Source organism: Pseudooctadecabacter sp., assembly GCF_965657175.1.
GTDB lineage: Bacteria > Pseudomonadota > Alphaproteobacteria > Rhodobacterales > Rhodobacteraceae > Octadecabacter.
In genome coordinates this window covers 49,907-63,940 of sequence record NZ_CBFHNH010000005.1, presented here as the reverse complement: position 1 = coordinate 63,940, position 14,034 = coordinate 49,907, and the positions used below count along the sequence as shown (strand labels likewise).

The 14,034-nt window shown below is 60.5% G+C and carries 16 protein-coding genes; 13 read left to right on the top strand and 3 right to left on the bottom strand.

The features are described from left to right. The first annotated feature begins 27 nt into the window (after positions 1-27). The 13 genes from ACTG36_RS06330 to cysE all read left to right on the top strand — a co-directional run bounded on the left by ACTG36_RS06330 (position 28) and on the right by cysE (position 10,075). The gene (locus ACTG36_RS06330) at positions 28-627 is read left to right on the top strand and encodes a head-tail connector protein (RefSeq protein ID WP_375281148.1); all 600 of its coding nucleotides are present in this window, start codon (positions 28-30) and stop codon (positions 625-627) included. Then, positions 627-962, top strand: coding sequence for a head-tail adaptor protein (locus ACTG36_RS06325; protein ID WP_375281149.1), 336 nt, complete (start codon positions 627-629; stop codon positions 960-962). The genes ACTG36_RS06330 and ACTG36_RS06325 overlap by 1 nt, the downstream gene beginning before the upstream one ends. Then, positions 959-1,369, top strand: coding sequence for a DUF3168 domain-containing protein (locus ACTG36_RS06320; protein ID WP_375281150.1), 411 nt, complete (start codon positions 959-961; stop codon positions 1,367-1,369). Before ACTG36_RS06325 ends, ACTG36_RS06320 begins: the two co-directional genes overlap by 4 nt. A gap of 33 nt (positions 1,370-1,402) precedes the next feature. Beyond that, positions 1,403-1,819 (top strand): phage major tail protein, TP901-1 family, encoded by a 417-nt coding sequence (locus ACTG36_RS06315; protein ID WP_296417364.1) that lies wholly within the window; start codon positions 1,403-1,405, stop codon positions 1,817-1,819. Between the two features lie 17 nt (positions 1,820-1,836). After that, positions 1,837-2,154, top strand: a complete 318-nt coding sequence (locus ACTG36_RS06310; RefSeq protein ID WP_375281151.1) for a gene transfer agent family protein — start codon at positions 1,837-1,839, stop codon at positions 2,152-2,154. Further along, entirely contained in the window at positions 2,151-2,369 is a 219-nt protein-coding gene (locus ACTG36_RS06305; protein ID WP_375281152.1) for a rcc01693 family protein, read from the top strand. The genes ACTG36_RS06310 and ACTG36_RS06305 overlap by 4 nt, the downstream gene beginning before the upstream one ends. Further along, complete coding sequence (locus ACTG36_RS06300) at positions 2,362-3,021, top strand: phage tail tape measure protein (protein WP_375281153.1); 660 nt, start codon at positions 2,362-2,364, stop codon at positions 3,019-3,021. The genes ACTG36_RS06305 and ACTG36_RS06300 overlap by 8 nt, the downstream gene beginning before the upstream one ends. A gap of 12 nt (positions 3,022-3,033) precedes the next feature. After that, on the top strand, positions 3,034-3,666 hold the full coding sequence (locus ACTG36_RS06295) for a phage distal tail protein, Rcc01695 family (protein ID WP_439141738.1): 633 nt from the start codon (positions 3,034-3,036) through the stop codon (positions 3,664-3,666). Next, positions 3,663-4,547, top strand: coding sequence for a DUF2163 domain-containing protein (locus tag ACTG36_RS06290; protein ID WP_375281155.1), 885 nt, complete (start codon positions 3,663-3,665; stop codon positions 4,545-4,547). Before ACTG36_RS06295 ends, ACTG36_RS06290 begins: the two co-directional genes overlap by 4 nt. A gap of 1 nt (position 4,548) precedes the next feature. Further along, positions 4,549-4,992 carry an NlpC/P60 family protein gene (locus tag ACTG36_RS06285; RefSeq protein ID WP_375281156.1) on the top strand — a complete coding sequence of 148 codons (444 nt, stop codon included), beginning with the start codon at positions 4,549-4,551 and terminating at the stop codon, positions 4,990-4,992. Between the two features lie 5 nt (positions 4,993-4,997). Beyond that, on the top strand, positions 4,998-8,894 hold the full coding sequence (locus ACTG36_RS06280) for a baseplate multidomain protein megatron (protein WP_375281157.1): 3,897 nt from the start codon (positions 4,998-5,000) through the stop codon (positions 8,892-8,894). Then, on the top strand, positions 8,894-9,190 hold the full coding sequence (locus tag ACTG36_RS06275; protein WP_375281158.1) for a DUF7742 family protein: 297 nt from the start codon (positions 8,894-8,896) through the stop codon (positions 9,188-9,190). The genes ACTG36_RS06280 and ACTG36_RS06275 overlap by 1 nt, the downstream gene beginning before the upstream one ends. Before the next feature lie 75 nt (positions 9,191-9,265). Next, positions 9,266-10,075, top strand: a complete 810-nt coding sequence (cysE, locus tag ACTG36_RS06270) for a serine O-acetyltransferase (RefSeq protein WP_375281159.1) — start codon at positions 9,266-9,268, stop codon at positions 10,073-10,075. 175 nt (positions 10,076-10,250) lie between these two features. Here cysE and ACTG36_RS06265 read toward each other — a convergent pair whose 3' ends face one another. From ACTG36_RS06265 to pdhA, 3 genes are read right to left on the bottom strand one after another with little or no spacing between them, the layout of a single operon-like run. Then, positions 10,251-11,567 (bottom strand): pyruvate dehydrogenase complex dihydrolipoamide acetyltransferase, encoded by a 1,317-nt coding sequence (locus ACTG36_RS06265; protein ID WP_375281160.1) that lies wholly within the window; start codon positions 11,565-11,567, stop codon positions 10,251-10,253. 12 nt (positions 11,568-11,579) lie between these two features. Continuing rightward, complete coding sequence (locus ACTG36_RS06260) at positions 11,580-12,950, bottom strand: pyruvate dehydrogenase complex E1 component subunit beta (RefSeq protein WP_375281161.1); 1,371 nt, start codon at positions 12,948-12,950, stop codon at positions 11,580-11,582. Continuing rightward, entirely contained in the window at positions 12,950-13,963 is a 1,014-nt protein-coding gene (gene pdhA / locus ACTG36_RS06255) for a pyruvate dehydrogenase (acetyl-transferring) E1 component subunit alpha (RefSeq protein ID WP_439141734.1), read from the bottom strand. The genes ACTG36_RS06260 and pdhA overlap by 1 nt, the downstream gene beginning before the upstream one ends. Positions 13,964-14,034 lie beyond the last annotated feature (71 nt).

Here is a 14,034-nt window from a genome sequence, read left to right as displayed (position 1 = left end):
TTTGAAGACCGTTTTCGGAGAGACCCAATGATGTTGATTGAAGAAACCACGGTGCCGACAGGGGCTTTGCCGGTCGCCCTGTTCAAAGAACACCTGCGCCTTGGATCGGGCTTTTCCGATGACGGACTGCAGGACACGCTGATCGAGAGCTTTTTGCGCTCTGCTATGGCGGCGATTGAGGCGCGGACCGGCAAGGCGCTGATTGAGCGCACGTTCAGCTGGACGTTGACGCGGTGGCGCGATGGCAGTGCGCAGGCGCTGCCGATCGGGCCGGTGAGTGCGATTGTGGATGTGGTTCTGGTGGACCGTATGGGCGCTGAGACCGTCGTCGATGCGGACAGCTATCAGTTGCGTCCTGACATGCAGAGGCCCGTGCTGGCGTCTGTCGCCGCCGCACTGCCGACGATCCCCCAGGCGGGATCGGTGAAGGTGCAGATGCTGGCGGGCTTTGGCCCCGAATGGAGCGATTTGCCCGCAGATCTGGCGCAGGCCGTATTGCTGTTGGCCGCCCATTACTACGAGTACCGCCACGAGGTGCAGTACGATGGCGGCTGCATGCCCTTTGGTGTCAGCGCCTTGATTGAACGTCACCGGGTGATGCGCCTGACGGGCGGGGGTGCGGTGTAATGGCGTATCGTTTGAACCGCCAACTGCTGCTGGAGACACCTGCACGGGTGGCGGATGGCGCGGGCGGGTTTACCCAAAGCTGGATGCCGCTGGGGCATTTGTGGGCCCATGTGGTCGCACGCTCTGGCCGGGAGGCGGCGGGGACTGCGGCCCCGCTGAGCCGAGTGTCTTACAAGATTTTTGTGCGTGCGGCCCCTGTCGGGTCTCAAGCGCGCCCGAAGCCGGATCAGCGCTTTGTCGAAGGCACGCGGGTGTTCCGCATTTTGGCAGTGGCCGAGGACGATGCGGACGGACGTTATCTGGCATGCACCGCGCAAGAGGAGACTGTGGCATGAGCTATGGCGTTTCTGCGGCCCTGCAAACGGCTGTTTATCAAGCACTTTCTGCGGATGCGACGCTGACCTCTTTGGTTGGCAATCACATTTATGATGCGTTTCCGGCGGGCACGTTGCCGCCTCTCTACGTGGCGCTGGGGCCGGAGTTGGTGAAGGACCAATCGGACAAGACGGGTGGGGGTGCGATGCATCAATTCACTGTCTCCGTGGTGACTGACACCGCAGGCTTTGCCACCGCCAAACGAGCGGCGGGTGCTGTGTCTGACGCGCTGGTCGATGCTGATCTGACCCTGAACCGCGGCACACTGGTCGCGCTGAATTTCTACCGCGCCAAGGCGGTGCGGGTGGGTGCGGCAGATGAGCGGCGCATTGATCTGACGTTCAACGCCCGTGTGGCGGACGATTAAATCTTTCTTTCTAACCCTTACGGAGTACGGATTATGACAGCCCAAAATGGCAAGGATCTGTTGATCAAGATCGACATGACAGGTGATGGCCTGTTCGAGACAGCCGCTGGCCTGCGGGCCACGCGCATCAGTTTCAACGCAGAGACCGTGGATGTGACGTCACTGGACAGCACTGGCGGCTGGCGCGAAGTGCTGGGCGGGGCCGGTGTGAAATCCGCCTCGATCAGTGGGTCGGGCGTGTTCAAGGACGCCACAAGCGATGAACGCGTGCGTCAGGTGTTCTTTGACGGTGAGACGCCTGATTTTCAGGTGATCATTCCCGATTTTGGCACCATTGAAGGCGCGTTCCTTGTGAGTTCGATCGAGTATGCGGGCAACTACAACGGTGAAGCCACCTATGAGTTGTCGATGACGTCCGCCGGTGAAGTCACCTTTGTGGCCTTCCCGTAATGGATTTGGCGACGCACATGCCCCCGGCAAACCCTTGGGCGGGGGAGGTGGCGCTCATTCTGGATGGAACGGCGCACACCTGCAAGCTGACGCTGGGGGCATTGGCGGAGCTGGAGGCGTCTTTGCAGGCGGATACTTTAGTGGCGCTGGTGGGGCGGTTTGAAGCGGGCGGATTTTCCACGCGGGACGTTTTGGCGTTGATCGTGGCGGGCCTGCGTGGGGGTGGCTGGCGCGGATCGGCACGGGATTTGCTGTGCGCTGAGATCGAAGGCGGGCCGGTGCGGGCAGCGGAGGCGGCAGCCGAGCTGTTGGCCCGCGCCTTTGCCACACCATGAGCCGCGGGGCGAGTTTCGATTGGCCGGGCCTTATGCGCACCGGCATGCGCGATCTGGGGCTGAAACCACATGAATTCTGGGCGCTGACGCCAGCCGAGTTATGGCTTCTGTTGGGGCCTGAGGCGGGCGAAATGCCCATGGGACGGGGCCGGTTGGATCAACTGGCGGCGGATTATCCCGACCGCGTTGCGGATGAAGGAGCGAGTTATGGATGACATCGACGGGTTGGACGCCCTTGAGACCGAGGCCAAGGCGCTGGAGGAAACTCTGGGGTCGGTGACGGCGATGACGGATGCCTTTGACGGCCAGTTGCGCCGTATGCAGGGCACTTTGGGCGACACCACGCGCGATCTGGGCAATCTGGAACGCGGGTTCTCGGGCGGTTTGCGCAAGGCCTTTGACGGGCTGGTCTTTGACGGCAATTCGCTGTCGGACGCGTTTTCGACCTTGGGAGAGGCCATGTCCCGCACGGTCTACAACAACGCGATGAAGCCTGTGACGGATCATTTCGGCGGTATTCTGGCCGGTGGTGTGAATGCGCTGGTCGGTGCGTTGATGCCTTTTGAAAAGGGTGGCGCGTTTTCGGGTGGACAACAACGGGCTTTTGCCAAGGGCGGGGTGGTCAACGGGGCCACGACCTTCCCGATGCGGGGCGGCACCGGCCTGATGGGTGAGGCGGGGCCGGAGGCGATTATGCCGCTGACCCGTGGGGCCGATGGCAGCCTTGGCGTGAAAGCGCAGGGCGGGCAATCGGTGCACATCACTATGAATATCTCGACCCCGGATGTGGCCGGGTTTCAGCGGTCGCAAAGCCAAATCGCGGCCTCCATGAGCCGCGCTTTGAGCCGTGGCCAGCGCAATCGGTAAGGGAGCAAGCAGATGAGTTTTCATGAGGTACGGTTCCCTACGAACCTGAGTTTTGGAGCCCTTGGTGGACCCGAGCGGCGCACCGAGATCGTGACACTGTCCAACGGGTTCGAGGAGCGCAACACGCCGTGGCAGCATTCGCGCCGTCGGTATGATGCGGGCATGGGCCTGCGGTCGCTGGATGATGTCGAAGCCGTTGTTGCGTTCTTTGAGGCGCGGCAGGGGCAGATGTTCGGGTTTCGCTGGAAAGACTGGGCGGATTTCCGATCCGCTGCACCCAAGGCGCAGATCACCGGTGAGGATCAGGTCATCGGGATGGGGGATGAGGTGCAGACCGCATTCCAGCTGGTGAAGAACTATGCCTCTGGCACGGCGAACTACGCACGGCCTGTGACCAAGCCTGTCTTGGGCAGTGTCCTGGTCGCCGTGGGTGGCGAAGCACTGGTGGAAGGGGTCGATTTTGAGGTCGATCATCTGACCGGCATCGTCACGTTCAATCACCCGCCGGATTTGCAGGGTGAAGTCACGGCGGGTTATGAATTTGACGTGCCCGTGCGGTTTGACACGGATGCGATTGTGACCTCAATGGCGACGTTTCAGGCCGGTGAAGTCCCCGATATTCCGGTGGTCGAGGTGCGGGTATGACCGCGTTTCAGGGGCATTTGGACAGAGGTGTGACGACGCTTGCCCGCTGTTGGGCGGTGATCCGGCGTGACGGGACTGTTTTTGGATATACGGACCATGACGGGCCGCTGACCTTCGAAGGGATCACGTTCAAGGCGGACAGTGGGATGACGGCGCGGGCGATCGTGTCGGCTACGGGATTGTCTGTCGACAATTCCGAGGCGATGGGTGCGCTGAGCGACGTGGCCATTACGGAGGCTGATATTGAGGCCGGGCGCTTCGATGGGGCCGAAGTCAAGGCCTGGCTGGTCAACTGGGCCGATGTTGAGATGCGCAGCCTGCGGTTTGCGGGATCCATCGGGGAATTGCGCCGCGCGGGTGGCGCGTTTCATGCAGAATTGCGTGGCCTGACCGAGATGCTGAACCAGCCTCAGGGGCGGGTGTATCAGACGCCCTGTGCGGCGATCTTGGGGGACGGGCGGTGCCGTTTTGATTTGAACGCCCACGGGTTCTTTGCCGAAGTCGCGGTGGAGGCCATTGAAGAGGGGCGGCGGTTCCTTTTTGACGACATGGCGACGTTTGAGCCTGCGTGGTTTGAACGCGGACGTCTGCGGATGATGACCGGCGCGGCCCAAGGGCTGGTCGGGATGGTCAAACGTGACCGCTTTGTGGGCGCCCAACGTCAGATCGAGGTCTGGGAGGCGTTTCGGACAGACATTGCGTCAGGTGACTTGGTCCGCATCGAAGCAGGCTGTGACAAGCGGTTTGACACCTGTCGGTCCAAGTTCAGCAATGCGCTGAACTATCAGGGTTTCCCTGACATTCCGGGGGATGATTGGCTGGTCAGCACGCCAGTGCGCAGCGGGCAATCCTCAGGCGGCAGCCTGCGCCGAGATGTGTAAGATGAGTGCTGTTGTCACCGAGGCCCGACGCTGGATCGGGACGCCTTACGTGCATCAAGCAGCCCGCAAGGGGGCGGGCTGTGATTGCCTGGGGCTGTTGCGGGGGGTGTGGTCTGCGGTCACCGATGACGCGCTGATTGCGGTGCCGCCTTATACGGCTGATTGGTCGGAACCCCAAGGGGATGAGCGGTTGTGGCGCGGCATGGCCGCATTGCTTGACCGCAAGGACAAGGCCGATGCAGCGCCCGGTGATGTGTTACTTTTTCGGATGCAAAGCGGGGCTGTGGCCAAGCACGTGGGCCTTCAGGCCGAGACCGGGCTACGGCCCACATTTATTCATGCGTATCAGGGACATGGGGTGGTTGAAAACGCCCTGACGGCCCCTTGGCAGCGGCGGGTTGTGGCACGGTTTTCCGTGCCTGTGCCCCAACAACAAAAGGTCTGAACATCATGGCGACGATTGTATTATCTGCAGCGGGAATGGCACTGGGCGGGTCCGTTGGCGGAACTGTCATGGGCATTGGCATGGCAACCATTGGCCGTGCGGCGGGTGCCACATTGGGCCGTGCCATTGACCAGCGGTTGATGGGCGCCGGCAGTGAGGCTGTTGAGACCGGTCGTGTGGACCGGTTCCGTCTGACAGGCGCCAGCGAAGGGGCCGGCATGGCGCGGCTGTATGGGCGGATGCGGGTTGCGGGGCAGGTGATCTGGGCCACGCAGTTTGAAGAAGCCTCTGTGACTACAGGCGGCGGCAAAGGTGGGCCGAAGCAGCCCAAGACGACCACCTACAGCTATACAGTGTCATTGGCGATTGCGCTGGGCGAGGGTGAGATTTCCCGTGTTGGACGGGTCTGGGCCGACGGGGCCGAGATCGCGCGCGATGATTTGAACATGCGTGTCTACAGCGGGTCCTTGGATCAGATGCCTGACCCAAAGATGGAAGCGGTTGAGGGGGCAGGCCAAGTGCCAGCCTATCGTGGAACGGCCTATGTGGTACTTGAAGATTTGGATCTGGGGCAATTTGGCAACCGCGTGCCGCAGTTCTCATTCGAGGTGATGCGACCGGGGCAGGGTGATGATGCCGTGCATTCGGATATGGCGTCCTTGGTCACAGGGGTGGCTTTGGTGCCGGGGACGGGGGAATATGCCTTGGCGACGACACCTGTGACGGTGTCCTCCGGCTTTGGTCAACGCCGGTCGACCAATGTGAACACCCCGTCAGGTAAGACGGATTACCTGACCTCGGTTGAGGCGCTGGAAGAAGTATTGCCCAATTGCGGGTCTGTGACGATGGTTGTGTCGTGGTTTGGCGATGATTTGCGCTGCGGGGATTGCCAGATCAAGCCCAAGGTCGAACAGGTCGACGCGGATGGGGATGAAATGGCATGGCGGGTGACGGGCACATCCCGTGCGGCCGCCGAGGTTGTCCCGACTGAGGCAGGAAGACCCGTTTACGGCGGAACCCCTGCGGATGCGTCAGTGATAGAAGCCTTGCGTGATTTGACGGATCGTGGCCAAAAAGCAGTGTTTTATCCGTTTATTTTGATGGAGCAGTTGGAGGGCAACGCGCTGCCTGATCCATGGTCCGGTGCGGGGACCCAGCCGCGTTTGCCGTGGCGCGGGCGGATCACCACGTCATTGGCCCCCGGTCAGGCTGGCACGCCGGACCGTACTGCGACAGCCGATGCAGAGGTCGCGGCGTTCTTTGGCGCGGCCCAGCCGGGCGATTTCACGATCAACGGCGAAGACGTGATATATTCTGGCCCGAACGAGTGGTCTTATCGCCGGTTCATCCTGCACTACGCCCATCTGTGTGCGATTGCGGGATCAGTAGATGCGTTCTGCATCGGGTCCGAGATGCGGTCGCTGACCCAAATTCGCGGCGCCAATGGTTTTCCTGCGGTGGAGGCTATGGTGACGCTGGCGGGCGATGTCCGGCAGATTTTGGGGCCGGACGTTAAGATCGGCTATGCTGCGGATTGGTCCGAATATCACGGCTATCAGCCCGCGGGGACAGCGGACAAGATTTTCCACCTCGACCCGTTGTGGGCGGATGATGCGATCGATTTTATTGGCATCGACAATTACATGCCGTTGTCCGATTGGCGCGATGGGGAAGATCACCTCGATGCGGGATATGGGTCGATCTACAACCTTGATTATCTGTCTGCCAACGTGGAAGGCGGCGAAGGCTATGATTGGTATTATCATTCCGCCGAAGCGGTTGAGGCGCAAATCCGCACGCCCATCACGGACGGGGAGGGTGAGCCATGGATCTGTCGCTACAAAGACCTGCGCAATTGGTGGTTGCGGGCGCATCACGACCGTGTGGACGGCGTGCGTGCGGCCTTGCCCACCGCGTGGGAGCCTGGGTCCAAGCCCATTTGGTTTACCGAAATCGGCTGTGCGGCGGTAGACAAAGCCACCAATGAGCCGAACCGCTTTGTGGATTTGAAATCCTCTGAAAGCGGGCTGCCCCGCGCGTCCAATGGCATTCGGGATGATTATATCCAAATGCAATACCTGCGGGCGATCTACCAGCACTATGCGGATGAGGACCTGAACCCTGTGTCCGACGTCACTGGCGTGCGCATGGTCGATCCGGACCGTATCCATGTCTGGGCGTGGGATGCGCGGCCGTTCCCTGCTTTTCCGGGCAATGGGGGCCTGTGGTCGGATAATGTGAATTATTCGCGGGGGCATTGGATCAACGGGCGGGCGGCGTCACGGTCTTTGCCGTCTGTCGTGGCCGAGGTTTGCGAAGGGGCAGGGATCACGTCCTACGATGTGTCCGCGCTGCATGGTGTGGTGCGTGGCTACGGCGTTGATGATGTGACCACGGCACGGTCTGCTTTGCAGCCCTTGATGGTGGCCTACGGGTTTGATGCGATTGAACGGGACGGCGTTTTAGTGTTCCGCACGCGCGGGGCGCGGTTGGACGCTGATCTGGACCGGTCACAGCTGGTCTATGAGGCCGACGCGGAGGGCGCGATTGAGTTGACCCGCGCGCAGGAGGCTGAGGTCGCGGGCCGCGTGCGTTTGGGCTTTGTCGAGGCGGACGCCGATTATGAGGTCCGCACCACGGAAGCCATTTTTGCAGACGATCGGGGCCTGACGACATCGGCGTCGGAATTGCCGCTGGTTCTTACGAGCGCCGAGGGGCAGCGCATCGCAGAGCGATGGTTGTCAGAAGCCCGCGTGGCGCGGGATACGGCGCGGTTCACCTTGCCGCCATCCTTGATGAACGTGGGCGCAGGCGATGTGGTCCGGTTGCCGGACGCGCATGGCGACGGTCTGTTCCGGATCGACCATGCTGAACAGACGGACCGGCAGGCCCTTGAGGCGGTCCGGATTGAGCCTGCGATCTATGAGCCGCAGGACGTGACAGAAAAGACGTTCAATCTGCGCGATTTCGTGGCGCCTGTGCCGGTGGAAATGGTGTTGATGGACTTGCCCCTTTTGCGCGGGGATGAAGACCCTGTGGCCCCTTATGCGGCAGCGGCAGGTGTGCCGTGGCCGGGCAGTGTTGCGGTCTATTCCGCACCGCAGGATGCGGATTATCAGTTGAACCGTTTGCTGCCTGCTGCGTCCGTGATGGGGTTGACGAAAACGGTGATGACGCGGGCCTGCCCAGGTGTGATTGACCGCGGGCCCAGCTTGCAGGTTGAATTGATCCGCGGGGATTTGTCTTCGGTGTCGATTGAGCAATTGCTGAGCGGGGCAAACACGGCGGCCATTGGCGATGGCACGCTTGGCAACTGGGAGGTCTTTCAGTTCGCCGGTGCCGACCTTATTGCGCCGAACACCTATGAGCTGTCATTGCGGTTGCGCGGCCAAGCGGGCACCGACGGGATTGCGCCGGACGAATGGCCCGAGGGGTCAGTCTTTGTGCTTCTCAACGGGACGCCTGAACAACTGACGTTGGGCGCCCGCGGTGTGGAACAACATATTCGCTTTGGCCCTGGTACGCGTCCGATGTCTGATCCCAGTTATCAGTACCGTGTGGACACTGTTGAGGGGGCCGGTTTGCGCCCCTACCGCGTGGCCCATCTGCGCACAACGTCGACCAGCGGTGCTCTCGAGGTGTCTTGGGTGCGGCGCACACGCAAGGATGGCGACAGCTGGGATGGGGAAGAAACGCCCTTGTCCGAAGCCTTCGAGAAATACGCGGTTGTTGTGACGCGAAATGGAAACGTTGTGCGGCGGGCCACGGTGTCTGAACCAAGCTGGAGGTATTCGGATATCCTTCGGCTGCTGGACGGGGGCGGTGATATTCGCATCGAAGTCGCCCAAATCTCAGACATATATGGGCCGGGACCCTATGCGGGCATTGATGTGGCTGCGTGATGCGGGCCGTCGGACTGGCGGATTTGGATATGGCGGCACGGGCTGTGATGATGGTGCCACCTGCCGATCAGCCGGTATTTGCCGAACGTTTGATCGCGCAGGCGGATGTGTCTGATCGGTGGCGCAAACGCATGGGGCGCGCGCATCCCGGCGGCGGCACAGGGTCCCTTTATGCGCAGGCGTCTTTGGGCGCTGTGGCGACGTCAGACCATGCGGGGCCAGCCTATTGTGCGGCGATGTCGTGCGTTCTGGTGGCCTTGGCCGCGTGGCGCAGGCGGACACATCATCCTTTGTGAGGTTGCATTTCACAGCTTTGTTCTTGGAAATTCTGCATTATGTGGAGTAGGACGAAGCAGAAAGTGAGGTGCACCATGGCCCAGACCCAGACAAAAATCGCGAAAGTTGATCCTGTTTGGCAACGTATCTGTGATGAGGCAGAGACGGCGATCCGGGATGAGCCGCTGATTGGCGGCTTTGTGCACACCTCCGTTTTGCACCATGCGTCGTTGGAAAATGCATTGGCATACCGGATTTCCATGAAGCTGGCGTCGTCCGAGATGTCCGACCAGATGCTGCGTGAAATTGCTGACCATGCCTATGCGTCAGAGCCGTCACTGGCGGATGCGGCGCGGGCGGATATTGTCGCGATTTTTGACCGTGACCCTGCATGCCTGCGGTTTTTGCAGCCGCTGTTGTTCTTCAAGGGCTTTCAGGCGGTGCAGGCGCACCGTTTGGGCGCGTGGTTGTTCCGTCAGGGGCGCCGCGATCTGGCGTATTATGTGCAGATGCGCGTGTCAGAGATTTTCGGTGTCGATATTCACCCCGGTGCGACCATCGGCAAGGGTTTGATGATTGATCATGCCCACTCCATCGTGATCGGAGAGACGGCTGTGGTGGGCGACAATGTGTCAATGCTGCATTCCGTGACCTTGGGCGGAACCGGCAAAGAAGAAGAGGACCGGCACCCCAAAATCGGGGATGGCGTTTTGATCGGGGCGGGTGCCAAAGTGCTGGGCAACATCACGATCGGCCATTGCAGCCGGATCGCCGCAGGGTCGGTGGTGTTGGAAGCGGTGGAACCGATGAAAACGGTGGCCGGTGTTCCTGCGAAGGTGGTTGGTGAGGCGGGCTGTGCCCAGCCATCGCGGACCATGGACCAGTTGCTGCGCACGCACGGGTAGGGTTGTGATCGAATTGGCTTTGCCAATCCGACCCACTGGGGGCCAGCCCCCAGACCCCCGGGATATTTATGAGACAAAGACAACAGGCGCGCGGATATGTTGTGCGCCACATGAAAAGGGGCCGCACGGTGCGATACCGGCGGCCCCTTTTCGGTTCTGTTGGCTACAGTAACATCTAGGCCAGCATGCCCATGGGGTCTTCGAGATTGGCTTTGATTGCGTTGAGCAGATCGGCACCAAGTGCCCCGTCGATGACGCGGTGATCGACGCTGAGCGTTGTGGACATGACGGTGGCGACTTTGATTTCGCCGTCTTCGCCCACGACGGGTTTCTTGGCCCCCGCGCCCACGGCCAAGATCGCGGCGTGGGGTGGATTGATGATGGCATCAAAATTGTCGATGCCGAACATGCCGAGGTTGGAAATCGCGAAGCTGCCGCCTTGGTATTCATGGGGCGCCAGTTTGCGATCCCGCGCACGGGAGGCGAGGTCTTTCATCTGGGTGCTCAGTGCCGACAGCGATTTGGTATCGGCGTCTTGCAGAACCGGCGTAAATAGTCCGCCCTCGATCGCCACAGCCACGGCCACGTCGGAGGCTTTCATCGACAACACACGGTCACCGGCCCAGACGGCATTGGCGTCAGGCACCTGTTGCAGCGCCAGCGCGCAGGCCTTGATGATGAAGTCATTGACGCTGAGCTTGATGCCACGGGGTTCCAGTGTCTTGTTGATCTGGCTGCGGAATTTCAGCAAGGCGTCCAACTCGATGTCACGACGCAGATAGAAATGCGGCACGGTTTGTTTGGCCTCAACCAGACGGGACGCGATGGTTTTGCGCATACCGTCGAGTTTGACCTCTTCGAAGTCGCGACCCTCATACATCTTGATGACCTGATCGGTGGACGGGCCGGTACCAGCGGCAGCAGGTGCGCTGGCGGGGGCTGTGGCACTGGCGGCAGGTGCCGATGCCTCTTGCGGTTTGGCGTTTTCGACGTCGGCCTTGATGATCCGCCCGTGCGGGCCGGAGCCTTTGATCTGGCTCAGGTCCAAGCCCTTGTCCTTGGCGATGCGGCGCGCCAGCGGCGTGGCGAACAGGCGGCTGCCGTCGGATGCAGGCGCGGTCTTTTGCGGCGCGTCGCCTTTGCCATACCCTTTGGCCGGAGCTGTGGCGTCGGATGCCTCCGCAGGGGCCACATTGGACGAGGCGGGGGCCTCTTTCGGGGCGGTGGTGGCAGGGGCGGACATGTCCTCCCCCTCTTCGCCGATGATCGCGATGGGGCTGTTGACCTTCACGCCTTCGGTGCCTTCTGCGACGAGAATTTTGCCGATCACACCTTCGTCCACGGCTTCAAATTCCATGGTCGCTTTGTCGGTTTCAATTTCAGCCAAAAGGTCGCCCGATTGCACGGTGTCGCCCTCTTTCACAAGCCATTTGGCCAGCGTGCCTTCCTCCATCGTGGGGGAGAGCGCGGGCATGAGAATTTCTGTTGCCATGGGTGTCTCTCCTTACCGGTAGGTGACTTTGTTCACGGCCTCAATCACCTCAGCAGTGGTGATGAGCGCGTGTTTTTCAAGATTGGCCGCATAGGGCATAGGCACGTCCTTACCGGTGCAATTGATCACCGGTGCGTCGAGGTAATCAAACGCCTCTTGCATGATGGTCGCACCAATGTGGTTGCCCATGGAGCCCACGGGCCAGCCTTCTTCGACTGTGATACACCGGTTGGTTTTCTGAACCGAGGTCAGCACCGTTTCATAATCGATGGGGCGCAGGGTACGCAGGTCGATGACCTCCGCCTCGACCCCGTCTTCGGCCAGCTTTTCAGCCGCTTCAAGCGCGTAGGTCATGCCGATGCCGAAGGACACGATAGTGACATCGCTGCCCGCGCGGGCGATTTTGGCCTTCCCGAACGGAATGGTGAAATCATCCATCACCGGAACCTCAAAGGAGCGCCCGTAGAGGATTTCATTTTCCAGGAAAATAACAGGGTTGGGGTCGCGGATGGCGGTCTTCATCAGGCCCTTCGCGTCTGCGGCGGAGTAGGGCATGACCACCTTCAGACCCGGCACAGACGCATACCACGCGGCGTAATCCTGAGAGTGCTGGGCGCCTACGCGGGCGGCGGCACCATTGGGGCCACGGAACACCATCGGTGCCCCCATCTGGCCGCCAGACATATAAAGCGTCTTGGCCGCCGAGTTGATGATCTGGTCGATGGCCTGCATGGCGAAGTTAAACGTCATGAATTCCACGATTGGCTTCAGTCCACCGAATGCAGCGCCGACGGCGATGCCGGTGAACCCGTGTTCGGTGATGGGCGTGTCGATGACGCGTTTATCGCCGAATTTGTCCAACAACCCTTGAGAGATTTTATAGGCGCCTTGGTATTCCGCGACCTCTTCGCCCATCAAAAAGACGTTCTCGTCGCGCTCCATTTCCTCGGCCATCGCCTCGTTCAGGGCCTCACGGACGGTCATGGTCTTCATTTCCGTGCCCTCGGGCCAGTCGGGGGACCGGTCAACCTGTGCGGGGGCGGGATGATCCATACCGGCGGCAGGCTGATCCTCGGAGGATTGCGCCTTGTCTTCGGGTACGGGGGCGGAGGCTGCGGCAGGGGCGGCGGACATGTCCTCGCCCTCGTCGCCGATGATGGCGATGGGGGTGTTGACCTTCACGCCTTCGGTGCCTTCTTCGATCAGGATCTTGCCGACGATGCCTTCGTCGACGGCCTCAAATTCCATGGTGGCTTTGTCGGTCTCGATCTCGGCAATGATATCGCCGGATTTGACCTCATCGCCTTCTTTCACAAGCCATTTGGCCAGCGTGCCTTCTTCCATCGTGGGGGAGAGGGCGGGCATCAAAAGTTCGGTTGCCATTATGCTGTCTCCTGCGGGATTTCGGTGGCGTAAATGTCTGTCCACAGTTCGGACAGGTCAGGTTCTGGGCTTTCCTTGGCGAATTCGGCGCTCTCGTTGACGCGAACTTTGATGTCCTTGTCGATGGCCTTCAGGTCGTCCTCGGTGGCGTGTTTGCCCGTCAGCAACAGATCGCGAACCTGTTCGATAGGGTCGCGTTCGTCACGCATTTTCTGGACCTCTTCGCGGGTCCGATATTTCGCTGGGTCCGACATGGAGTGGCCCCGATAGCGGTATGTTTTTACTTCGAGAATATAAGGACCTTTGCCCGCGCGGCAGTAGGCCACGGCACGATCACCGGCCTCTTTGACGGCCATGACGTCCATACCGTCCACGGCCTCGCCCTCGATCCCGTAAGCCGCACCGCGTTCCCACAAGGATGGCGATTTGGTGGACCGCTGAACGGAGGTGCCCATGGCGTATTGGTTGTTTTCAATGACAAAAATCACTGGCAGGTCCCAAAGTTCGGCCATGTTGTAGGTTTCATAAACCTGACCTTGGTTGGCGGCACCGTCCCCGAAATAGGTGAAAGTGACGTTGTCGTTACCTTTGTATTTGTCCGAAAACGCCAGACCCGCGCCCAAGGGCACTTGGGCTGCGACAATGCCGTGACCGCCGTAAAAATGCTTCTCTTTCGAGAACATATGCATCGACCCGCCTTTGCCCTTGGAATATCCGCCTTCGCGGCCCGTCAGCTCGGCCATCACACCGTTGGGGTCCATGCCACAGGCCAACATATGGCCGTGATCGCGGTAGGAGGTGATGCGTTTGTCGCCCTCTTTGGCGGCTGCCTCAAGACCGACAACAACGGCCTCTTGTCCGATGTAAAGGTGGCAAAAACCGCCGATAAGACCCATCCCGTACAGCTGTCCGGCCTTTTCCTCGAATCGACGGATCAGCAGCATGTCTTTGTAGTAACCCAACAGCTCCTCAGCGGAGACGTTTGATTTCTTTGAGCTTTTCTTGGCGGCCATGGGTCCTCCCAGTGTGTTTCTTAACGCGCGAAAAAATATAGTTTAGCGTTAAACTATCTTCTAAATGGTTT